This is a genomic window from Amphritea atlantica, from assembly GCF_018860855.1.
GTDB lineage: Bacteria > Pseudomonadota > Gammaproteobacteria > Pseudomonadales > Balneatricaceae > Amphritea > Amphritea atlantica_A.
Genome location: NZ_JAHKQE010000020.1, coordinates 98,745 through 120,792 on the forward strand (window position 1 = coordinate 98,745; position 22,048 = coordinate 120,792).

The following is a 22,048-nucleotide window of genomic DNA, read 5'->3' on the forward strand; positions in this document are numbered from 1 at the left end:
TGATGTGAGCCTAAGGGCATCACATCACCACCAATTCTTTAATCATCCGCTCATGGCCCGCTTGCTGTAAGCCCTGAAGTATTTTTAACGCCGCATAGGCATCATTAGCGGCATAGAGTAACTGTGCATCACTGAGTGTTGGTAACGCCCAGTTAGAGGTGGAAACCCGTTTTGATTTAGTAAACTTTTGCCCGAACTGCACCGCGATCGCCGCTTTAACCCCTAGCTGACGACGATAGCCAAGCTTACGATAAACCGCATCAAGATCGAGTATCGCGCTGATTTCAACACCGAGTTTGCGCCGTATATGACTACGATCAGACTGCAAACCAAAACCCACCTTCACCACCTGTTTAGCTTGCAATACTTGGCAGATAACGGGATAAACAGATTTATCATGCAGCTGAAAAATGTAACCCGTATCAGTGGTGCACAGCTGAATCACATGGGGGCCGGTTGATGCTTGTTCTTTGCGAAACACGGGTTTAGATTCTGTATCAAAACCAACAAAGGGGCTGCTCAAGAGATCTTGCGCAGCGGCAGCCAAAGCCTCGGCACCGACGGGCAGACAGATATGTTCCCGCGTCATCGCAGGGAAAGGCGGAAACTGGGCGATCTCCTCCCGTGTCGGTGGCAGCTGTTTCTCTTTCATTGCTGATCAGCTCTTTTTACTGCTTTTCGCCAGTGCTTTGGCCCATACGGAACCACTGTCCGTTGTCGCTTTTGCCGGTTTTGCCGCCTTATCAATCGAAGGCTTAGCTGATGCGGGCTTATCAACAACAAATTTAACATCCTTAGCGGCCGGTCGCTCTGCCGGTTTACGCACCGGTTTATCTGCAGTGGCGGTCGCCGTAGCAGTAACGCGCTGAGGCTTATCGGTATTTATAGTAGGCTCTTTGTCGCGCCACTGATGTTGCAAGCCGGTTAAAAAGTTACGCAGTACTTGATCTTTGCATTCTCGATAGTTTTGATGCCCCTGTTTACGAAACAGCGCACTCAGCTCATGCTTACTCAGGCTAACACCGGCGAGCTTTAAGAGGTGGAGAATATCATCGGCGGTTAGGTTTAATGCAATTTTCAATTTACGGAAGATAATATTGTTATTCAGATGCCTTTCAGGCTCTGGCTGATCACCTTCCTTACGGCCACGTTTTTCGATGATTAGACCGTTGAGAAATGTTGCCATCTCTTGATCGGTGATGCGCACAAACTCAGCGTCTTCCTCTTTTTTCAGCCAGCCACTCAGCTGAACCCGAGTCACCGCCAAGTTCGCATGACGAAAGATACCAATCATTTTGGTGTCACTGAAATCGAAGGTATAGCGCAGACGGCGCAAAATATCATTATTGGTCACAAAAAAAATCCGGACAGAAAAGAATAAGGCTGGCACTTTAACACAATTAGACGATAGTCATCTCAGATTCTTTAAAGAGCCCTTACTGAAAGACCGATCGTCAATGCCACCCTGTTAATTAACTACTAATCACATGCCTAGTTCACTAAAAACGGTTTTCAGACCTTCAATAGCCTAGGGATTTATCGACTGTTGGCGGGATAACACCCTCTAACAGATAGAGACTGATATTATCGGCGACAATCCGGCTAGCTGTCGATACGCTCGTCGGCCCCGAAATATGCGGTAATACCGTTACTCCTGGATGCTGCCAGAAAGCTGAATCCAGAGGCAATGGCTCCTGCGTAAAGACATCCAAGACGGCATGGCTGATCTGTCCCCGATCTAATGCCTGCAACAGATCAGCATCAACAATCGAGGCTCCTCGACCAAAATTGATCAACGCAGCCCCCGCTTTCACCTGTTGGAAAAACATTTCATCCATCAGGCTCTCAGTCGCCGCCGTCAAGGGGAGCAAGTTGACGATAATATCAGCATCATCTAGCAGTTCAGGCAAGGCCTGTTCGCCGGAGTAGCAGCAAACCTTGTCAAGCTGCTTTTCTGACCGGCTCCAGCCAGACACACGAAAACCATTATCAACCAACCGTAAAGCACTCTTGTGGCCCAACACCCCCAACCCCAAAATAACGATATGACGATCGCAGGCATCGGTATAAGGACGCGGCTGCCATTGCCCAGCAGATTGCTGCTGTCGGTATTGAGGCATTTCACGATGCAGATACAGCACCCAAGCCAGCACCGCTTCAGACATTGTCTGCGCTAAGTGCGGATCGGTTAAACGAACAATTTCAAACGGCATATCCGCCAGACTAGCCATCATTCCTTCAACCCCAGCCCAGACGGAGTGCACCCATTGCAGATGACTCAACTGAGCGACATCAGCCGGTGCAGGATTAGCCACGACCGCCACCTCCACCCGCGCTTTGTCCTCTTCGCTCAGCTGCTCAAATAAACGTACATCACACTGTGGCAACATCTCACGGAGAGTGGCGCACCACTGCTCCGCCTCGCTGCTCGTTGACTGATGGACAAACGGGATAAGAGGTCGCATAGATCTATCCTTATCTATCTCGATTAAAACGAATTAAAAACTATTCTGCCGGTCTGCTTATTTAAGCTTTTCATAGGCAAACAGCAGAATGAATGCACCCACGGTGGCGGTCACGATACTGCCAAGACTCAAACCATTAAGACTACCAAAACCGATCAAATTACCTAGAAAGCCGCCCACAAAGGCACCCGCAATACCCAGCAAAGTGGTAATAATGAATCCACCACCATCTTTACCCGGCATGATCCATTTCGCCAATACCCCTGCGATCAAGCCTAAAATAATCCAAGATAAAATTCCCATTGCCACACCTCTTTTATGTTTATATTAGTATTACATTTAGATGAACTAATGTTCACTCACTTTCGAACCGTAATTTTATTTCGCCGAGGTGGTCATACGTTAAAGTAACATCATCACTCGGCCTGATATCAATCACACCCGCATATGAACTGGTAATCACCCGCTGGCCCGCTTTAATATCGATGCCCTGTTGATGCAAAAAATTAACCAACCAAAACAACGGCAACTGTGGTTCACCGCAAGGGTGCTTACCCGCAAAGAGCTGAGCCTCTGGCGTCGATGAGGTCGTCAGTGATAGCTCGATCGTTGAAGCCTGAAAAGCCTGTTCCAAAGAGATCTCAGGCCCTATAAACAAGCCCTGATTAAATAAACAGTCGGCTAAATGTTCAACATAGCTGACCGAATCAGGTTGCAGGTAGCGACTGAGAATAAGCTCCAACGCTAGAGATGCACAGGACAGCGCCGCCACAATCTCCTGCTCGCTATAAGGTGTTGAGCGGCACGGCAGATCTTGAGCGAAACAAAAGGCAATCTCGGGTTCAATTTTGCACTGTCCTTCATCTGTGATGATTGGACAGGGTGAATCGGTATGGATACTACGACTAAAAATTGGTGCAACCACCGGCACATCGGTTAAACCATCGATCGCAATCGGCAAAGCACATTTCCAACCGCCAACGGAGTTACCCTGCTGCGCCATCAGCCCAATCAAACCCTGTTGAATCGCCAAGGCATCGGATACCGAGTTAGGACGATATTGAGGATTAAGCTGTCCGGTAATATGGTTATTCAACCGTCGGGTGAGTAATGCCTGAGCGGCCGCGTGAATATCTGCCTGCTGCATAGGATGTCCTAAGAATCAGTTAAGGGCTTTGATACGCTGATCAAAACGCTCACTGTACCTTAAAGTCGGACGATAGGAACTATTTCAAACAGAAAAAAGACAACCCGAGTCGAACCATGCTCAAACCAGGTGATAGATAAAGAAAAACCAGTGGCATCGGAGGAGATGCCAGCCGGTTTTTGAGGTGATGGAAAGGGTTATTAAATTAAACTATTTTGTCCCGCTGGCGCACCATTGAACTCATCCATCGCATCCAATAGAGCATCCCAAAGGTAACCAGCAGAAGCACTATCGCTGAAAATAGAGAACACGTTTTTACCCGCCATTTGATGGCGACAGATAACCCCACTGACACGCGCCAGTGACGTCATGACTAAATCACCTGAGGCAAAGTTTTGTTCTCGTAGATCGACCGCACACACTTTCGCCATCACGTCCGCCAGATGATCGCCAGACATCACTAACCAAGCGAAACTATCATGACAGTACACCGGATAAATGCCGGGGCCGGACAACTGCTGTTCTAACGCTGGCAGATCAACCGTTGCACCGGGCACAGCCAGCACCCAATACTCGGTGTAACCCAAGCGCAACACCATTAAGCCCTCATCTGACAGGGTCAGTGTGTTTGGCTTGTCTGGCGGTAACAGCCCCGCTGCAACCAACGCATCGGCAGCCGCTGGACCGCGCAAACCAAATCGCGGCAAGACGGATAGATCGGTCAGTCCCATCTCAGGAAAACGCTGACCTTGATAACTGACTACCTGTGCGGCACCGGCAACCTCGGCAAACTGAGCCTGCTGATGTTTACGGTAGATAAAACTACGGCTATCGAACTGTTCAGGGGTAATTAGGCTCATGATCACATCTCCTGCCTTAAGTTTTCAGGATCATAGAAAGGCAGTGTCACGACTTCCGCCTTAATCTCTTCACCGTCTACACGAATGCTAATCTTCGAACCGGGTTCGCTATCGGCGATATCCGCATAGGCCAAACCGATAATCGCTTGACGGGCAGACGAATATTCACAGGAGGTCACGTTGCCGGCAATCCGATCCCCTTTTAATACCAGATGCCCCTCTTCAGGCTTGGTACTGTCAGTAGGCAAGATGAAGCCCACCAACTTACGGGTCTGCGGTTGTGCCATCACAATATCCACCGAACGACAGCCGATAAAGAATGGTTTTTTACGATTCACCGCCCAGGTCATATCCAGCTCACCCGGATGACTCATCCCATCGGTATCCTGACTGACGATCACGTGGCCTTTTTCCAGTCGTAACAGACGCTGTGTTTCAACCCCGAACGGCTTAATATCAAACGCCTTACCGGCTGCCATCAGTGCATCCCAAAGGGCTTCACCATAGCGGGCAGGCACGTGTATTTCGTAACCCAGTTCACCGACAAAACCGACCCTTAATAAACGCGCAGGAATATCGGCCACCTTGCCTTCTCGATAAGCGAGATACGGAAAGCCTTCAGGGCTAAGGTCAACATCACTCACTAGCTGCTCAAGTACCTTACGGGAATCTGGGCCTGCCAAGTTAACCGCCGCAAATGCAGAGGTCACATGTAAGATATCAACGTCTAAGCGCCACTGCGCATTCCACTTAGTCATCTCACGATAGACGCGATCGACACCACTGGTTGTGGCGGTCACATAGAAGTGATCTTCAGTGATCCGGCAAGCAACACCGTCATCAATGACGACCCCATGTTCATTAGTCAGCACCGCGTAACGAGTACGACCCACCGGCTGTTTCAGGAACACAAAGGTATAAATTCGGTTCATAAATTCCGCAGCATCGGGGCCTCGCAGCTCGATACCACCGAGGGTACTCACATCGATCAAGCCCACTTTAGACCGAACATGCTCAGCTTCTTCACGAATCCAACGATCTCGCTGGGCCGCATCACCATAATAGGCAGGACGGCGCCAGTTACCCGCGGCGATCATTTTCGCCCCGAGTTCTAGGTGACGGTGATGCATAGCGGTATGTCGACGAGGATCAAAGATCCGGCCAGCCACATGAGCAAGTTTTTCCGGTGCAAACGGTGGACGCGCGGTGGTCACACCGGTTTGAGTCACAGTGCGATCGGTCGACTTGGCCACCAAACGTGCGGTTGGCAAGGCTGAGTGACGCCCTTGAGATGGCCCCATGCCAACGGTTGAAAAGCGTTTAACCAGTTGCACATCGCGATAACCCAAACGGGTAGCATTGACAATATCTTTCGCCTGTAGATCTTCGTCATAATCGACAAAATCTTTACCTTTCGGATGGCTAAAGATCGGCCAGCTAAAGTTAGGTTTCGCCTGACAGCTAACCGGCTGCTCAGTTTCATCACTTAACTCTAAGTTATGTAGCGCCCGAATCGCCGCATTAGTACCATCAGACACAACCGCATCCAGTGTATGCAAACCATTCACGGAGCCGGCGATATGAATCCCTTGCGGTATTCCAGACAGTTGAAATTCAGCCAGCTCATCTTTATAGCTCAGCTGCGCGCCAGCCTGACAAAGTAGTTGATAAGCAGGCATATAACCGGCCGACATACAGAGCAGATCACACTCAAGAGTGCTACCCATAGCACTCACTTCGCCTTCAGCGACGATGGTGCGAATATCAACCGCCGTAATGTGCTTATTACCCTTACTCGGGATCGCCTCATAAACCGTGCTGTTCTGTATGACCTTAATACCCTTCTGTTTCACCATCCCGAGCAGCTCAGGCCAAGGGTGTTGTGGGCGAAGATCGACAATGGCGGACACTTCAACGCCATTATCTAGCAACTCTAACGCGGTTAGATAACCATCGTCATTACCGGTCAAGACCACGGCTTTGCTGCCCGGCTTAACCGCATAAAGTTTCATCAACCGGGTGACGGCACTGCATAGCATGATGCCGGGTAAATCATTGTTGCGGAATACCACATGCTGCTCATAGGCACCGGAAGCAACGATGCACTCCTTCGCCCGCAGTTTATACAGCCGCTTACCTTTGATCAGCGGCAGGTAATTATCGGTAAACCAAGCATTACAAACAGTATCCGTCATCACCTCGATATTCGCGTGGCTGGTGACTTTTTCAATGAGTTCATGGCGCAGGCTATCAGCCTGTATACCTTCAATATCGAAGCGGTTGTAGGTAAGCGCACCGCCTAATAGGGGCATCTCTTCAACCAACAAAACCTGTGCACCAGCATCAGCCGCTTTCAGCGCAGCGCTCATACCCGCTGGGCCAGAGCCGATGACAACAACGTCAGTAAATAGGTACTTTTTATCGTAATATTCCGGTTTAAAATCTAGATCAATCTTGCCTAATCCAGCTTTTTTACGGATATAGCCTTCCCATTTATCCCACACACCCATCGGCTTGAAGAAGCTACGGTAGTAAAAACCTACCGGCATGAATCGCCCGAAGTTACCCAGATAGGCATCTTTATCACCTTCTAAGGTGCCTTTATAGTTCTGCCCTTCGATGTACATGCCTTCACTCGCCATTTGGCGATCGGCCAAGACATTCGGCTCGCCACCAAGCTGCACTAAGGTATTAGCATCCTGCCCCGCCATGGTCAGCGGTGCACGGGGACGGTGATATTTAAACGAGCGGGACATCATCCATTGCTGATTTGAGAGCAACGCACTGGCGATGGTGTCGCCTTCAAAACCATGATATTGCTTTCCTTCAAAACTGAACGAGAGGGGCTTTTCCCGGTCGATCAGCAACCCTGCGGGGGCACTAAGACGCTTCTCGCTGCTCATGCGGTTTTCTCCTCAGACGCACTAGGCTCTTCTTTTGCCTTGAACTCGACCCGACTGGTATATATTTCAGCAGGATCATAGGTGCGTAAAATCTCATCACTGCCGGTATGCCGCTCAGCGATAAACCAATAACCAGACGGTGCATGCAACCACCATTCAGTTACCACGCCGATCAGGTTATCACTATAAAAAACGTAGTCTGCCCACTCTTTGTCGGTACAGTTATTAGGGTCCGGCATCTGCCGTACCTCGCCACCGTGGACAAACTCACTACTATTTCGGGGTCCATTCAGAGGACAATTAATAATCTTCATTGCAGATTCCTCAGTGACTAGCCGCCGTAGCGCCCATCTCATTAACCTGACGGAAGGTATCGAAACGCGACATCGAGAACGGTTTGATAAGTTCCGGCACCTTACCGGTTGCCACGAGTTCAGCCATCGTTTTGCCGCAGATAGGTGTCGCTTTAAAGCCCCAAGTTCCCCAGCCGGCATCAAGATAGTAATTTTCGACAGGGCTAAGTCCCATGACAGGGCTGTAATCGGAGGTCATATCGGTTAACCCTGCCCATTGCCGCATCAGGCGCATATTGGCCATGAAGGGGAACAGCTCTACCGCATGGGCCAGCAGACTCTCTTTCAAGTCCATCGTCGAGCGGGTGTTATACAGTGGATAAGGATCCGAACCGCCACCAAACACCAGTTCGCCACGGCCCGTTTGTTGGACATAACAGTGCAGTGCCGGCGAGCTAACCAGTGGATTAAGAAAAGGTTTAACCGGCTGGGTCACCATCGCCTGTAGCGGATAGGTGGTGATCGGCATACGAATACCCGCCATGGCGCCAACAATAGAGCTATGGCCAGCAACCGCCTGGACCACACAACCACAGCTGATCTTGCCACGGTTGGTTTGCACACCGGTTACCTTACCTTTATCAACATCAACACCAGTTACTTCGGTGAGTTGATGCAGTTCAACGCCTCGCTGAGTCGCACCTTTCGCATAGCCCCACGCGACGGCATCATGTCGCGCGGTCGCCCCATCGATATGCCACAAGCCTGCCAAGACAGGCTGATCGGCAGGATTCATATTCAAGCTGGGGACTAATTCACGAATCTGCTGTGGATCGATCAGTTCAGTTTTTCCGCCGAAATGCTTATTGACTTCGGTGCGCTGGCGAAAACCACGAATCGCCGCATCCGTGTGTGCCAAGGTCAGCTGACCACGGCTGGAATACATAATATTAAAATCGAATTCGTTCGATAGCCCCTGAAATAGTTTTACCGATTCACTGTAAAACTTAACCCCTTCAGAGGTCAGATAATTAGAACGGATAACGGCAGTATTCCGAGCAGTATTGCCGCCCCCTAAGTAACCTTTTTCCAGCACTGCGACATTAGTAATACCGTGGTATTTAGCCAGATAATACGCCGTCGCTACACCGTGACCACCAGCGCCGATAATCACTACATCGTAGTGAGACTTCAGCGCTGACGGGGATGGCAGGTCCGCATTTTGTTCAAACGGGTAGTCTTTATTAAGACCGTATTTCAGTAATGAGAAAGGCATCAACCTCTCCTCCATTCAATGTCACATGTTCTGTATTACCTAGGGGTCAGACCTAGGATCAGACAGACATCTGTTGGCGCGCGGCCGTCAGGGTATTCTTCATCAGGCAGGCAATGGTCATCGGCCCAACACCACCAGGTACCGGAGAGATAGCGCCTGCCACGTTGACGGCTTCGCTGAAATCGACATCCCCAACCAAACGACGTTTACCCTCTTTCTCAACCGCATTGATACCCACATCGATCACGGTTGCACCGGGTTTAACCCAATCGCCTTTGATCATCTCAGGCCGGCCAACCGCCGCCACTAAGATATCCGCCTCACGACAGAGCGCTTCAATATTTTGTGTTCGGGAATGCACAATAGTGACGGTACAGTTAGCCTGTAATAGCAGCGCCGCCATCGGTTTACCCACAATGTTCGAACGGCCAACGACCACCGCATGTTTGCCGGTCAGATCACCTAATGTTTGCTCAAGCATGATCATGCAGCCCATCGGAGTGCAAGGAATCAGATCCGCACCACCCGACGCGAGCGCGCCGACATTCAGCGGATGAAAGCCATCAACATCCTTGTGTGGGGCAATTAAGCGGATGATCTCAGGTTCACTCAGTTGTGCGGGTAATGGCAGTTGAACGAGAATGCCATGCACAGACGCATCGTTATTCAGTTGCTCAACCAGTGCGTTCAGATCTGCCTGAGTGGTATCTGCCGACAAACGATGTTCGGTGGAGTTAAAGCCCGCCGCTGTTGCCTGTTTAACTTTATTACGCACATATACCTGACTGGCCGGGTCTTCCCCTACCAGTACTACTGCCAAACCGGGCGTTACACCCGATGTGGCAATAAATTCACGGGTATCGAGTGCTAACTGTTCAACCACTGCGGCTGAAATTTTCTTGCCATCGATTAAACGGTTCATGATCAATACCTATTTGAATACAACAGTTCGGTTACCATCTTGGAAAACACGATGCTCAGTGTGCAGTTTGACTGCCCGAGCCAGTGCCACTGTTTCAGTATCACGACCCATTGCTACCAGCGCATCCGCCTTAAAGGTGTGATCAACCGGTTGTACTGACTGCTCAATGATAGGACCTTCATCCAAATCTGAAGTGACATAGTGAGCCGTTGCACCGATCAGCTTAACGCCACGTGCATGGGCCTGATGATAAGGCTTAGCCCCTTTGAAGCCAGGCAGGAATGAGTGGTGAATATTGATCGCCCGACCGCTCAACTGCTGACACAGTCCATCGCTCAGAATCTGCATGTAACGCGCCAGCACAATTAACTCAGAACCGGTCTCTTCGACAATATCCATCAGCGCCGCTTCTTGCTCTAACTTGTTGTCTTTATTAACCGGCAAGTAGACAAAACGGATACCTTCACGTTCAGCCATCGGCCGCAGATCTTTATGGTTAGACACGATAGCGGTGACTTCCATATTGATCTCACCCTTGTGCAAGCGATACAACAGATCATCAAGACAGTGATCAAACTTGCTGACCATGATCAGGGTTTTCATCGGCGCTTTAACAGCAACCATTTCCCATTTCATAGCAAAACTTTCAGCAACTTCAGGAAACTCCTGCTGCAGATCACTGATCTGACAGCCACCACTCTCAACATGAAAACGGGCCCGCATAAAGAAGTTGCCGCTGCCTTCATCATCAAACTGCGCCAGTTCACTGATATAGCAGCCCCGCTCGGCTAAAAACGTGGTGACTTTAGCAACAATGCCGCTTCCCGCAACGCAGCTGGCTCTTAATACAATTTCATTATCTGCTTCGTGTTTACTCATGATGGCGACTCCATAGTCTCCGTATTATTTTATTCAGATAGATAGATTCCCATCACGGGGTACGCTGCACCCCGTGAGGTCTCTACTCGTATTTAGTCAGTTATCTCGACTTAGAACCCCTTACCAGGAATCCAGCTCGTACCGGCTAATGGCACATTGGCCATCGCTGCAGATTCAACGGTCAACGCCACCAAATCTTCAGGCTCTAGGTTGCGCAGGTCGTTCTTACCACAGGCACGTGCCAGCGTCTGAGCTTCAAGGGTTAGCACGTTAAGGTAGTTAGCCAAATGACGACCGGCTGCCACGGGGTCTAAACGCTTCATCAACTCAGGGTCTTGAGTCGAGATACCGGCAGGGTCTTTACCTTCATGATAATCATCATAAAAGCCAGCCGCTGAACCGATCTTTTGAAACTCTTCTTCATACTTAGGATGGTTACAACCCAACGCGACCAGTGCCGCTGTACCAATCGCTACCGCATCAGCACCCAGTGCCATACACTTAGCCACATCGGCACCGTTACGAATACCACCGGACACGATTAGCTGAACCTTACGGTGCATGCCCATCTCTTGCAGAGCCCGCACCGCTTGAGGAATGGCCGCCAGCGTTGGAATACCGACATGCTCGATAAACACTTCTTGAGTCGCCGCTGTACCACCTTGCATACCATCGACCACGATTACATCAGCGCCCGCTTTAACCGCTAGCTTGACGTCATAATAGGTACGGGTAGCACCCACTTTGATGTAAATCGGCACCTGCCAATCAGTAATTTCACGCAATTCCTGAATTTTAATCGCCAAGTCATCAGGACCGGTCCAATCGGGGTGACGACAAGCAGAACGCTGGTCCACGCCCATTGGCAAGGTACGCATCTTAGCCACTCGGTCAGTAATCTTCTGGCCTAACAACATACCGCCGCCGCCAGGTTTAGCACCTTGACCAAGTACCACTTCAATCGCATCCGCTTTACGCAGATCATCCGGGTTCATACCGTAACGGGATGGCAGATACTGATAGACCAACTTAGTGGATTGGCCACGTTCTTCCGGGGTCATACCACCGTCACCGGTAGTGGTCGAAGTACCCATCAAGGATGCACCACGACCCAGCGCTTCTTTGGCATTCGCCGACAGGGCACCAAAGCTCATACCGGCAATCGTGACTGGAATATCCAGTACGATTGGTTTTTTAGCATAACGGGTTCCCAGCGTTACCGAGGTGTTACATTTTTCACGGTAACCCTCCAATGGGTAGCGAGACATACTCGCTCCTAGGAACAACAGGTCATCAAAATGGGGCAGCTTACGCTTAGCACCAAAACCACGGATGTCATAGATACCGGTTTCAGCAGCACGGCGGATTTCGGTCATCGTATTGCGGTCAAACGTTGCAGACTCGCGCAGACCTGGTTTTACTTTAATATCATCACTCATCGTCTTATCCTCGAAATCAGCCTTAGTAAGCGGAAGTGTTATCCACTTTAAAGTTATATAGCTGGCGGGCAGTGCCATAACGTTTAAATGCAGTTACATCTTCATCAACGCCAGCACGATTCAGCAGCTCTGATAGCTCTTCTATATGTTCATCACGCATCTCTTTGGCGATACAGTCAGCCCCTAGAGATTTCACTTCACCTTTCACATAGATATGGGTTTCGTATAGCGAGTCACCCAGAGCATCACCCGCATCACCACACACTACTAGCGAACCCGCTTGACCCATGAAGCAGCTCATATGGCCAACACTACCCTTAACAACAATATCCACGCCTTTCATCGAGATACCACAACGCGCGCCGGCATCACCTTCGATCACCAACAAACCACCGTGCGCGGTAGCACCGGCGGCTTGAGAGGCATTGCCCTTAACCCGTACAGAGCCAGACATCATGTTTTCCGCCACACCCTGACCGGCATTACCGTGAATGGTGATATGGGCTTTTTTGTTCATACCGGCACAGAAGTAACCGGTAGGACCTTTAATATCGACCGAGATATTCTGATCAAGACCACAAGCGATGTTGTGTTGGCCTTTAGGCTCGAGTACTTCCCATTCACGTTCGGTACATTCCACAGTCTGATCATGCAGCGCCTGATTAAGGTCGCGAACAGTGCATTCAGTTAAATTAATTGTTTTCATCATTTCACTCCTTCATCGCTGCTGCGTTCCCAGACATAGATAGTCGCGGCTTCTGGTTCCCAAATTTTGGCGTTTTCAATACCGGGTAACGTGGTTAATGCTTGGTACTCAGACGCCATCGCCACATAATCATCAGTTTCCGCCATCACTGCAGGTTTGCAGGCAATAGGATCACGCATCACCGCAAAGCCGTCCCGAGTACCGACGGTAAAGGTGAAAAAACCATCCAGATCTTTCAAAGAGTTAGTCAGTGCTTCATTTAGCGTGTCGCCTTGCTGTAGGCGCCAAGTGAGATAGCCAGCCGCAACTTCAGAATCGTTTTCGGTTTCGAACACAATCCCTTCACGCTGTAACTCTTGACGTAAACGGTTGTGGTTTGAAAGCGAGCCGTTATGTACTAAGCAAAGGTCCATACCGGTTGAGAACGGATGGCTACCTTCCATAGTGACAGCAGACTCAGTCGCCATACGGGTATGGCCTATGATATGGCTGCCCTTCATCCCTTTCAGGTTAAAGGTTTTAGCGATATTTTCAGGCAGGCCAACTTCTTTCAGAATTTCAATCGATTGACCGGCACTCAAAATCAGTACATCCGGTGCATTTTCAGTAATAAATGCTTCAGCAATGCCATCACTGGTATTAATTTTAAAGATGGCAACTTTGCTGTTATTGAACCACTCAACGCCGACATTCAACTCGGTTTTCAACTTGCCAGCCAAACCAGCCCAGTCATAATCTTCATTTGCATGACGCAACGTTAATTTGATGCTGCCTTCAGGCACTTCATCGCCATAGATTGCAAAACCGGCACTGTCAGGGCCGCGATCTGTCATCGCAATCAACATAGGTTCGAACAACTCACCCAGTTGACTTTCTAAAGCCTTGTTTTTCAAGTAAAGGCCAACAATTCCACACATAGTTATGTCCTCTTAAATCGACAATGTAAGCTTTCTAGGCTTAGAAGAATTCCGCGTAACGTTTAATTTCCCAGTCGGATACATGCCGGCTGTAATCAATCCATTCTTCGCGTTTTGTTTTAATAAATTCGGTAACAATTTCATTACCCAATCGTTCCGCCAGAACCGTATCAGCCTCAAGTTCATTGATTGCTTCATTCAAGCTCTGGGGTAAAATTTCGATACCTTTATCCAGACGTTCCTGTTCGCTCATGGCATACAGGTTAATGTTCTCTGGAGTGCCTGGATCAAGTTCACGCTCAATACCATCTAAGCCCGCCGCGATAATCGCAGCATGCACCAGGTAAGGGTTACAGCCAGAATCTGGAAGGCGGAATTCCAAACGACCGTAAGGCACTCGAACCATCGCGGTACGGTTGTTATCACCGTAAGCGATATAAGCAGGCGCCCAAGTAGAACCCGAAGCCGAACCACCCACAACCAAACGCTTATAGGAGTTCACTGTCGGTGCGGCAAACGCACACAGCGCTTTCGCATGATGCAGCAGACCCGCGGTAAAGTGATAAGCCATCTTAGATAGCCCCATGCCGTTGACATCGCTGTCATCGCCAAACAGGTTGCGACCATCTTCATCGGTGATCGACAGATGGAAGTGCATACCATTACCGGTACGATCAGACGCTGGCTTAGGCATAAATGAACACACCATGCCCATATCATTGGCGATTTCACCGGCCGCCATACGGACGAAGGTGAAACGGTCAGCAGACTGTAGCGCATCACCGTAGGTATAATTGATCTCAAACTGACCGTTAGCATCTTCGTGATCGATCTGATAGACATCGAAATCGACGGCTTGTAACGACTCAACCAATGTTTCTAAAAATGCACGCGAACGGGACAGGCCTTTATAGTCATAGCAAGGCTTATCCAACACATCGGTTTCATCAACCGTGACCAAACCACCGTTGCTATCACGCTCAAACAGATAAAACTCAGGCTCAAGACCGGTATTCAGTGTCCAGCCTTTATCATCGAGCAGTTTCAACTGACGCTTCAGTACAACTCGGCTATCGTAAGGATGAGGCTCACCATTCACATAACCTTCACAAACAAGGCGAGCATAGCCAGGCTGCCAAGGCACAGCAGACAGGGTGCTAAGATCACCGCGTGCCATAAAGTCAGGACCATGTGGCTCCATACCCATGCCGCTAACAGCGAAACCCGCAAATCCAGCGCCCTTCTCAACCACATCCATCAAGCAGTTTGCTGGCACAGACTTTGTCTTTGCTACCCCATGGATATCAACAAACTGAGCCAACACGTATTTAATGTCGTTATCCGCAATAAACTTCTCTGAATCCTGTGGCATGGTAGCCCTCCGTTTGATACTGAACTCCGCTCCGAGAAAGAGCAGACCCATATTTTCTCAACAGTAATTATTTATGATTATTAAGAAAGCAACGCCTGTGCCAGAAAAGTTCTTTTTAGGAATATTATTTTCCTGATAGGATAACTCATTGATTTCAAAGCATCTAGTAAAAAAAATTTCTTTGTGGGAATATATAAGCCATCAACATTCGCTACAGGACGCATGAACAGGCGCACAACGCTGGTTCACGACGCCCTAAAGAAGGGCATATAAATGACAGAAAACAAGGGACATAAGTTTGAACTTGATCATTACATCGGCATGAAGGTCAAAAAAGCGCGTTTAGATGAGGGCCTTAAAATCACCGATGTCGCACGAATATCAGGTATCAGCCAAGGCATGGTCAGTAAGATTGAAAACGCTCAGGTATCCACCAGCCTAGAAACCCTCAGTCGTCTCTGTTCCACATTAGGATTGCCCATTTCAAAACTGTTTAATGATTTCGATCGTCCAGAAGGCGGTGCGCAGTTCACTAAATCGGGAACCGGCTTAGAAGTGGTTCGCAGAGGCACAGAGAAGGGACATACTTATCAGCTACTCACCTATCAACGCGGCGGTAAAAAAACCTTCGAGCCCTTCCTGGTGACCATGGATGATCTATCAGAGGTGTTCCCCACCTTCTCTCACCCCGGTGAAGAGTTTCTTCATCTACTGAGCGGCAAGATTATCTATCGCCACGGTAATCACCTGTATGATATGGAGCCCGGCGATAGTCTTACCTTTGATGCAGAGATCCCCCACGGCCCGGAAACCCTGTTAGAAGTGCCGATTAAACTACTATCTATTATTCACTATGAAGATAAGACGTAAGAAGCACCGCTAGATCATTGATATGAAAATCGGAAAGCATCATTGATGCTGGGACTCTGGCTAAAACGATAAGCGCCATCGATCGAGCGTCAATGGCGTTTTGATAAGAGGTTAAGCAGATCAGCTTGTGGTTCAATAACTACGCTTGATTAGCCTATTACCGAACGTTATCGGTTGACTCAGTACCATTATCGCCAATCAAATCACCTAATTCATTCGCGGCATCACGTAACAACGTTTCGTACTGCAGTAGTTCATCTAAACTCTTACGCAAAATCGGCGCATGGGTAAATAAACAGGCGAATAACCGACCCTTTTTATCCTTGATCGGCACGGCGAGCGCCACCATACCATCGATAAACTCTTCGTTATCGATACCCCGTTCAAGCTTAGCCGTGTCTGCTAACTCGGCTTCTAGTTGCACAGGATCAATCTGAGTATTACGCGCACGTTTTTCTAACGGCAGTTTTTTAAGAATACGCTGTCGCCTATCCTTCGCCAATGAACTTAGGTAGAGTTTGCCACTTGCAGTGCACCAAATAGGAGTCCGGCTACCGATCGGCAGGTTTATCTGTAGCGGCCAATCGCTCTGAATGCGATCATAATAGATCATATCGATACCATCCGGGATGGAGATACCGCAGGTTTCACCAATCTGATCAGCCAAGTCTTTAAGAATCGCCTTACGTGGCGCCTTGAGTCGACTGGAATAAAGAATACCCAATGCCATGTTATGCAAGCGGTCCGCGGGCAGCAGTTGACCTCGCATATTAGTTTGTAAAAAACCATCCGCTTCTAATTGCTGCAGGAAGCGGTGCACACTCGGCTTAGGAATATCGAGTTGGAAAGCTAAATCGGCAGGGGTTAATGGCCTTTCGGCGCAAGAGACGGCTTCGATAATCTCCAGAACGCGAGCAATGGATGAGCCCTTCTCCCTCCGTTGTTTCGTCATCGTTGATCCTCTCCTATAAATAAAGCGACATTATAGGGCATAAAACAGGCTGTGCCTCTATCCGTGTAGAGACACAGCCAAAACTAGCGCCATCATAACGCTAGCGACGCACACTCATATCATGTGGGCATAGAGAACAACACACCTTCCCGTACACCGGCAGAAGGCCAGCGCTGGGTAATTGTTTTACGCTTGGTATAGAAGCGAACCGCATCAGGGCCGTAAGCATGCAGATCCCCAAACAGTGAACGCTTCCAGCCACCAAAGCTGTGGTAAGCCACCGGTACCGGCAACGGAACATTAATGCCCACCATGCCGACCTGAATATTGTCCGAGAAATAGCGCGCCGCTTCACCATCCCGGGTAAAGATACAGGTACCATTACCGTATTCATGATCGTTGATCAGCTGCATTGCCTCATCCATGGTGTTTACACGCACCACCTGTAGTACCGGCCCAAAAATCTCCTCTTTATAACTTTGCATCTGCGGTGTCACACCATCAATCAAGGTCGCCCCAACAAAGAACCCTTGTTCATAGCCTGCGACCTGTGGATCGCGTCCATCGACCACAATAGAGGCGCCATCCTGTTCGGCGCTATCAATATAACCGGTGACTTTCTGCTGATGCTGACGAGTAATAACCGGGCCAAAATCGTTATCGCTGTTGCTACACGCACCCACTTTTAGTGACTGCATCGCCTCACGCATACGACTCACCAAGGTATCGGCGGCTGCATCACCTACCGCCACCGCTACCGACAAGGCCATGCAACGCTCACCCGAAGAGCCAAACGCAGCCCCAAGAAGCTGGTTAACCGCATTATCCATATCGGCATCCGGCATCACAATCGCGTGATTTTTCGCGCCACCTAACGCCTGACAACGTTTCCCGTTGGCATTTGCGGTGCTGTAGATATACTCGGCAATCGGGGTAGAACCAACAAAACTTACCGCTTTAACCTGCGGATTAGTCAATAAGGTATCAACCGCCTCTTTATCACCGTTTACCACATTCATCACGCCATCCGGCAAACCCGCTTCTTTCAACAACTGAGCAATATACATCGTCGATGATGGGTCCCGCTCAGAGGGCTTCAACACAAAGGTATTGCCACAGGCGATAGCCATAGGGAACATCCATAATGGCACCATCGCCGGAAAGTTAAACGGCGTGATACCGGCCACCACCCCTAATGGTTGAAACTCGCTCCAAGAATCGATACCCGGCCCCACATTGCGACTATGCTCGCCCTTGAGTAGCTCCGGCACACCACAGGCATACTCAACATTTTCAATCCCACGCTGTAACTCGCCCATGGCATCGTGACTGATCTTGCCATGCTCTTCACCAATCAGCTGACAAACCTTCTCAGCATTCGCTTCCAATAACTCTTTAAACTTAAACATCACCCTCGCCCGTTTAATCGGCGGGGTATTACGCCACTCAGGAAACGCAGCCGCCGCACTCGCAATGGCCTGTTCAACGAGACTTTTTGATGCCAAGTCGACCTTTTTTTCAGCCACGCCGGTCGCTGGATTAAAAACATCTTGGCAACGATGACCTTCAACGACTACTTCACCATTAATCAGGTGCCCGATAGTACTCATAACGATTTCCTCATGCTTTGATGCGTTAAATACTTCAACGCAATGATTAAAATAAATTGAAATACACACTTAAACGTTAACGCTATTTCCACTTAATTGAGGGCAGACGCCCTTACCAAAGCTGTTTATACAGTTCAATAATCTCATTAACGTCTGGGACTCTTGGATTGTTGCCAGGTGAGCCCGATGCGAGTGCCTGCTCAGCCATAACCGGTAACTGATCGAAAAAGTGGCTGCGCTCAATACCAAACTGCTCCGGCGTTGGCACCGATAACTCTTGATTTAATGCCTGTAACTCACCCAGCAATTTACCATTTGCCACTTCGGTACTATCTAACTCATCCGCTACGCCGATGGCCCGAGCACAAGCGGCATAACGTTCCGGTGCTGACGGTATGGAGAAAGCGGTCACCGCGGGTAAAAGCATGGCATTGGACAGTCCATGGGGCACATGAAAGAACGCACCAATCGGCCGACTCATCCCATGCACTAGAGCCACCGAAGCATTCGAAAAAGCGACTCCGGCTAAGGTTGACCCGAGCATCATCGCCTCACGCGCCTCTTTGTCTTGGCCATTGTGATAAGCCCGACGCAGATGTGGGCCAATAAGGCGCATCGCGGCGAGTGCTTGAGCATCACTGTAATGGTTCGCCTTTTGACTCACATACGCTTCTATCGCATGGGTCAGGGCATCAATACCGGTATCTGCGGTGCTACGTTGCGGCAAACTCAAGGTGAGATTAAAGTCCACTAAGGCGGCGATCGGCATAAAACCAATCCCAACACAGAGCATTTTTTCATCACAACTCTCATCGGTGATAATCGTAAATTTTGTCACCTCTGACCCCGTACCAGCCGTCGTCGGGATGGCGATGATCGGTAAGCCTGGCTCGTTGACAATACGAGGAAACTTATACTCTTGCATCGTACCGCCGTGCTTGCCCAGAATGGCGATCGCCTTAGCGCTATCGATAGGACTACCGCCGCCGATCGCGATAATTGAATCATAATCGCCTTCACGCACCTGTCTGACACCCGCCATAATTGACTTTACCGTTGGTTCGGGCACGGTGTCATCGAAGACATCGCAGTAGATCATATGATTAAACAACAGCGTTTCTATAGTGCTGACATAACCTAAGCCAACCATCACCTTGTCGGTAATAATTAACGGCTTTTTACAACCAAGGCTGGCCAGTACAGTCGGTATTTCAAGGCTGGCATCCGCGCCAACTTGCATGATACGAGGCAGAATAACTTGAGTAGACATGGCAATTCCTATTTTTCCAATGAAGAGAGAAAACAAAGACCCGAGATTTAAAAATCCCATCACTGATTTCCCTTGAAATTATTGTGAATAAGCGACAGCTGGCAGCCAGGTAACGATGCCCTGCCAGTAAAAGACGATGGCTAAACCCAGTAGCTGAATTAAAATAAAGGGCACCACTCCTCGATAGATATGGCCAAGATTGATACCCTCTGGTGCAACCCCTTTGAGGTAGAACAGCGCAAACCCCACCGGCGGCGTCAGGAAAGACGTTTGCAGGCAGACCGCAAAGAGAATGGTGAACCACACCAGATCAAAACCAAGCCCAGCGACAACAGGCGCTACTAACGGCAGAATAATCAGGGTGAGTTCGATCCAATCGAGAAAGAAACCAAGAATAAAGGTGACCAGTAGAATGCAGATCACGATACCGGTTGGGCCAAACGGCAAACCGGTCAATGCAGCTTCTATTAGTTCATCACCGCCTAGGCCGCGAAACACCAACGAAAAAGCGGTAGCGCCTAGCAATAACGCAAAGATAAATGAGGTCGTCTTAGTGGTTTCCCGACCGACATCCCGCAGCACTTTCAGGCTCAGTCGCTTTTTACTTAAGGCGAGCAGCGTTGCCCCTAAAGCACCAACCCCAGACGCTTCTGTTGGCGTCGCGATGCCAAAGAAGATAGATCCCAATACCGCCATGATCAGGCCCGCCGTTGGCAAGACAGCCCAAAGCACATTAAAGACCACCTTAATGGATAATGACTCAGTTCCCTGTGGTACCGGTGCAGCTTGAGGCCGCAAAAAGGCATACACCATGATATAGCTGACATATAAGCTCGCGAGCAGTAACCCAGGGAACAGCGCCCCAAGAAACAGATCGCCCACCGACAGACCGATACGATCACCCATCATCACCAACATAATGCTAGGAGGAATCAGTATGCCCAAGGTCCCCGTCGAACACACCGTGCCGCATGCCAGCTCTTTGCTATAGCCTTCGCGAAGCATTAATGGCACACCTAAAACAGCCAGCAATACCACAGATGCGCCGATAATCCCGGTCGATGCCGCCAGTAACAAACCAACGAAAGTGACAGTTACCGCTAACCCACCACGCACTTTACCGAATAGCCGAGCCAGATTGCTCATGAGGTCTTCAGCAACCCCAGAACGGTCCAGCATCAATCCCATAAAGACAAACATCGGCAGTGCCACCAGCACCCAATTGGTCATCACCGCCCACATCCGTGGAACGACAATCGAAACATAGTTCCAATCGACCCCAATAAAGGCATCAAACCAAATATCCATGAGCATCGCTAACGCAGCAAAAATAATCGCCACACCACCCAATACCCAAGCCACAGGAAAGCCACTAAACAGAAAGGCGATGAAGCAACCGAACATAGTCATGGCTAGAATTTCATTAATTTCCATAACGCTCTCCTAAACCTTATTCTGGGTTGCCGTGGCCGCAGGCCCGGACATAAACAACAGGGCCACGACCCGCGAGAAACGCGATACGACCGCCAGCGCTAGCAGCACAAAGCCAATTAACAACACCGTTTTCATCGCCCAGCGATACGGCAAACCACCCGGTGCGGCAGAGACTTCGCCCATCTCCCATGAATAGCTGATAAAAGGAATGACATACCAGAGCACAACCACCAAAAAAGGTGTCAGCAGAAACAGAATGCCGAACAGCTCAACCCAAGCCTGTTTTTTTAACGACATCCGATCATGAAACAGATCCACGCGTACATGGTCGTCAGCAACGTAGCAGTAAGACAAACCGACGAGCCAGCCCACCGCATACAAGTGCCATTGCAGCTCTTCGAACTCGATCCGACCTTCGCTGAGAACATAACGCATAAGAACATTGAGAATAATCACGGCCATTAAGACCAACCAGGTCCAAGAAAATAGATGACCAATTCCTTTGATCAACCGATCGATCGCTTGAGATATAACGGTTTCAGGTAGTTCGGTATGATGTGTCAGCTGGTCTAAGACAAGATGCTCCAGTGACGCATTGTTTGATTCAGATTCCATGGTGCCCTCTGAGATCTATTTATTGTTATTTTTTAGGCAAAGGCCCTCTAAACCCACGCCCTATGGCGCAGGTACAGAGATGACCTGTTAAGCAGATCTGTGTCTAAGTTAGAAATTA

At 49.4% G+C, this 22,048-nt stretch carries 21 protein-coding genes; 1 reads left to right on the forward strand and 20 read right to left on the reverse strand.

Annotated elements, in window-relative coordinates:
* Positions 1-19: 19 nt before the first annotated feature.
* The 15 genes from KO512_RS08635 to glnT form a co-directional block, all read right to left on the reverse strand.
* On the reverse strand, positions 20-652 hold the full coding sequence (locus KO512_RS08635; RefSeq protein ID WP_215951927.1) for a 3'-5' exonuclease: 633 nt from the start codon (positions 650-652) through the stop codon (positions 20-22).
* Between the two features lie 6 nt (positions 653-658).
* Positions 659-1,354: a DUF1456 family protein gene (locus KO512_RS20465; RefSeq protein ID WP_215951928.1), complete on the reverse strand. Its 696-nt coding sequence runs from the start codon at positions 1,352-1,354 to the stop codon at positions 659-661.
* A 166-nt stretch (positions 1,355-1,520) separates the two neighbouring features.
* A complete protein-coding gene (locus tag KO512_RS08645) occupies positions 1,521-2,465 on the reverse strand; it encodes a 2-hydroxyacid dehydrogenase (protein ID WP_215951929.1) in 945 nt (314 codons plus the stop codon).
* 57 nt (positions 2,466-2,522) lie between these two features.
* On the reverse strand, positions 2,523-2,768 hold the full coding sequence (locus KO512_RS08650) for a GlsB/YeaQ/YmgE family stress response membrane protein (RefSeq protein ID WP_215951930.1): 246 nt from the start codon (positions 2,766-2,768) through the stop codon (positions 2,523-2,525).
* Positions 2,769-2,820: 52 nt separating this feature from the next.
* Complete coding sequence (locus tag KO512_RS08655) at positions 2,821-3,612, reverse strand: 2-keto-4-pentenoate hydratase (RefSeq protein WP_215951931.1); 792 nt, start codon at positions 3,610-3,612, stop codon at positions 2,821-2,823.
* 200 nt (positions 3,613-3,812) lie between these two features.
* Positions 3,813-4,472, reverse strand: a complete 660-nt coding sequence (locus tag KO512_RS08660; RefSeq protein WP_215951932.1) for a sarcosine oxidase subunit gamma family protein — start codon at positions 4,470-4,472, stop codon at positions 3,813-3,815.
* A 2-nt stretch (positions 4,473-4,474) separates the two neighbouring features.
* The gene (locus KO512_RS20290) at positions 4,475-7,375 is read right to left on the reverse strand and encodes a 2Fe-2S iron-sulfur cluster-binding protein (protein WP_215951933.1); all 2,901 of its coding nucleotides are present in this window, start codon (positions 7,373-7,375) and stop codon (positions 4,475-4,477) included.
* A complete protein-coding gene (locus tag KO512_RS08670; RefSeq protein ID WP_215951934.1) occupies positions 7,372-7,689 on the reverse strand; it encodes a sarcosine oxidase subunit delta in 318 nt (105 codons plus the stop codon). The genes KO512_RS20290 and KO512_RS08670 overlap by 4 nt, the downstream gene beginning before the upstream one ends.
* A 10-nt stretch (positions 7,690-7,699) precedes the next feature.
* A complete protein-coding gene (locus KO512_RS08675) occupies positions 7,700-8,944 on the reverse strand; it encodes an FAD-dependent oxidoreductase (protein WP_215951935.1) in 1,245 nt (414 codons plus the stop codon).
* A gap of 58 nt (positions 8,945-9,002) precedes the next feature.
* The gene (gene folD, locus KO512_RS08680) at positions 9,003-9,866 is read right to left on the reverse strand and encodes a bifunctional methylenetetrahydrofolate dehydrogenase/methenyltetrahydrofolate cyclohydrolase FolD (RefSeq protein ID WP_215951936.1); all 864 of its coding nucleotides are present in this window, start codon (positions 9,864-9,866) and stop codon (positions 9,003-9,005) included.
* A 9-nt stretch (positions 9,867-9,875) separates the two neighbouring features.
* Positions 9,876-10,745 (reverse strand): formyltetrahydrofolate deformylase, encoded by an 870-nt coding sequence (purU, locus tag KO512_RS08685; protein ID WP_215951937.1) that lies wholly within the window; start codon positions 10,743-10,745, stop codon positions 9,876-9,878.
* 110 nt (positions 10,746-10,855) lie between these two features.
* Positions 10,856-12,184: an FMN-binding glutamate synthase family protein gene (locus KO512_RS08690; RefSeq protein WP_215951938.1), complete on the reverse strand. Its 1,329-nt coding sequence runs from the start codon at positions 12,182-12,184 to the stop codon at positions 10,856-10,858.
* A 22-nt stretch (positions 12,185-12,206) separates the two neighbouring features.
* A complete protein-coding gene (locus tag KO512_RS08695) occupies positions 12,207-12,893 on the reverse strand; it encodes a protein glxC (RefSeq protein WP_252734936.1) in 687 nt (228 codons plus the stop codon).
* A complete protein-coding gene (locus KO512_RS08700; protein ID WP_215951939.1) occupies positions 12,890-13,807 on the reverse strand; it encodes a class II glutamine amidotransferase in 918 nt (305 codons plus the stop codon). Before KO512_RS08700 ends, KO512_RS08695 begins: the two co-directional genes overlap by 4 nt.
* A gap of 40 nt (positions 13,808-13,847) precedes the next feature.
* Positions 13,848-15,179 carry a type III glutamate--ammonia ligase gene (glnT, locus tag KO512_RS08705; RefSeq protein ID WP_215951940.1) on the reverse strand — a complete coding sequence of 444 codons (1,332 nt, stop codon included), beginning with the start codon at positions 15,177-15,179 and terminating at the stop codon, positions 13,848-13,850.
* A gap of 273 nt (positions 15,180-15,452) precedes the next feature.
* Here glnT and KO512_RS08710 point away from each other — a divergent pair, with 273 nt between their 5' ends.
* On the forward strand, positions 15,453-16,049 hold the full coding sequence (locus KO512_RS08710; RefSeq protein ID WP_215951941.1) for a helix-turn-helix domain-containing protein: 597 nt from the start codon (positions 15,453-15,455) through the stop codon (positions 16,047-16,049).
* 157 nt (positions 16,050-16,206) lie between these two features.
* Here KO512_RS08710 and KO512_RS08715 read toward each other — a convergent pair whose 3' ends face one another.
* From KO512_RS08715 to KO512_RS08735, 5 genes are all read right to left on the reverse strand, one after another.
* Positions 16,207-17,001 (reverse strand): IclR family transcriptional regulator, encoded by a 795-nt coding sequence (locus tag KO512_RS08715; RefSeq protein ID WP_215951942.1) that lies wholly within the window; start codon positions 16,999-17,001, stop codon positions 16,207-16,209.
* Positions 17,002-17,120: 119 nt separating this feature from the next.
* Positions 17,121-18,611, reverse strand: coding sequence for a CoA-acylating methylmalonate-semialdehyde dehydrogenase (locus KO512_RS08720; RefSeq protein WP_215951943.1), 1,491 nt, complete (start codon positions 18,609-18,611; stop codon positions 17,121-17,123).
* A gap of 112 nt (positions 18,612-18,723) precedes the next feature.
* On the reverse strand, positions 18,724-19,881 hold the full coding sequence (locus KO512_RS08725) for an iron-containing alcohol dehydrogenase (protein ID WP_215951944.1): 1,158 nt from the start codon (positions 19,879-19,881) through the stop codon (positions 18,724-18,726).
* 78 nt (positions 19,882-19,959) lie between these two features.
* On the reverse strand, positions 19,960-21,315 hold the full coding sequence (locus KO512_RS08730; protein ID WP_215951945.1) for a TRAP transporter large permease: 1,356 nt from the start codon (positions 21,313-21,315) through the stop codon (positions 19,960-19,962).
* 9 nt (positions 21,316-21,324) lie between these two features.
* On the reverse strand, positions 21,325-21,930 hold the full coding sequence (locus tag KO512_RS08735) for a TRAP transporter small permease subunit (protein WP_215951946.1): 606 nt from the start codon (positions 21,928-21,930) through the stop codon (positions 21,325-21,327).
* Positions 21,931-22,048 lie beyond the last annotated feature (118 nt).

Excerpts from the sequence above, each read along its gene's own strand:
- KO512_RS08720 (WP_215951943.1), bottom strand. The coding sequence starts at position 18,611 with ATGAGTACTATCGGGCACCTGATTAATGGTGAAGTAGTCGTTGAAGGT.
- KO512_RS08695 (WP_252734936.1), bottom strand. The coding sequence starts at position 12,893 with ATGATGAAAACAATTAATTTAACTGAATGCACTGTTCGCGACCTTAAT.
- KO512_RS08645 (WP_215951929.1), bottom strand. The coding sequence starts at position 2,465 with ATGCGACCTCTTATCCCGTTTGTCCATCAGTCAACGAGCAGCGAGGCG.
- KO512_RS08730 (WP_215951945.1), bottom strand. The coding sequence starts at position 21,315 with ATGGAAATTAATGAAATTCTAGCCATGACTATGTTCGGTTGCTTCATC.
- KO512_RS08670 (WP_215951934.1), bottom strand. The coding sequence starts at position 7,689 with ATGAAGATTATTAATTGTCCTCTGAATGGACCCCGAAATAGTAGTGAG.
- KO512_RS08635 (WP_215951927.1), bottom strand. The coding sequence starts at position 652 with ATGAAAGAGAAACAGCTGCCACCGACACGGGAGGAGATCGCCCAGTTT.
- purU (WP_215951937.1), bottom strand. The coding sequence starts at position 10,745 with ATGAGTAAACACGAAGCAGATAATGAAATTGTATTAAGAGCCAGCTGC.
- KO512_RS08650 (WP_215951930.1), bottom strand. The coding sequence starts at position 2,768 with ATGGGAATTTTATCTTGGATTATTTTAGGCTTGATCGCAGGGGTATTG.
- KO512_RS08715 (WP_215951942.1), bottom strand. The coding sequence starts at position 17,001 with ATGACGAAACAACGGAGGGAGAAGGGCTCATCCATTGCTCGCGTTCTG.
- KO512_RS08660 (WP_215951932.1), bottom strand. The coding sequence starts at position 4,472 with ATGAGCCTAATTACCCCTGAACAGTTCGATAGCCGTAGTTTTATCTAC.
- KO512_RS08690 (WP_215951938.1), bottom strand. The coding sequence starts at position 12,184 with ATGAGTGATGATATTAAAGTAAAACCAGGTCTGCGCGAGTCTGCAACG.
- KO512_RS08725 (WP_215951944.1), bottom strand. The coding sequence starts at position 19,881 with ATGTCTACTCAAGTTATTCTGCCTCGTATCATGCAAGTTGGCGCGGAT.
- glnT (WP_215951940.1), bottom strand. The coding sequence starts at position 15,179 with ATGCCACAGGATTCAGAGAAGTTTATTGCGGATAACGACATTAAATAC.
- KO512_RS20290 (WP_215951933.1), bottom strand. The coding sequence starts at position 7,375 with ATGAGCAGCGAGAAGCGTCTTAGTGCCCCCGCAGGGTTGCTGATCGAC.
- KO512_RS08675 (WP_215951935.1), bottom strand. The coding sequence starts at position 8,944 with ATGCCTTTCTCATTACTGAAATACGGTCTTAATAAAGACTACCCGTTT.
- KO512_RS08655 (WP_215951931.1), bottom strand. The coding sequence starts at position 3,612 with ATGCAGCAGGCAGATATTCACGCGGCCGCTCAGGCATTACTCACCCGA.
- folD (WP_215951936.1), bottom strand. The coding sequence starts at position 9,866 with ATGAACCGTTTAATCGATGGCAAGAAAATTTCAGCCGCAGTGGTTGAA.
- KO512_RS08735 (WP_215951946.1), bottom strand. The coding sequence starts at position 21,930 with ATGGAATCTGAATCAAACAATGCGTCACTGGAGCATCTTGTCTTAGAC.
- KO512_RS08700 (WP_215951939.1), bottom strand. The coding sequence starts at position 13,807 with ATGTGTGGAATTGTTGGCCTTTACTTGAAAAACAAGGCTTTAGAAAGT.
- KO512_RS08710 (WP_215951941.1), top strand. The coding sequence starts at position 15,453 with ATGACAGAAAACAAGGGACATAAGTTTGAACTTGATCATTACATCGGC.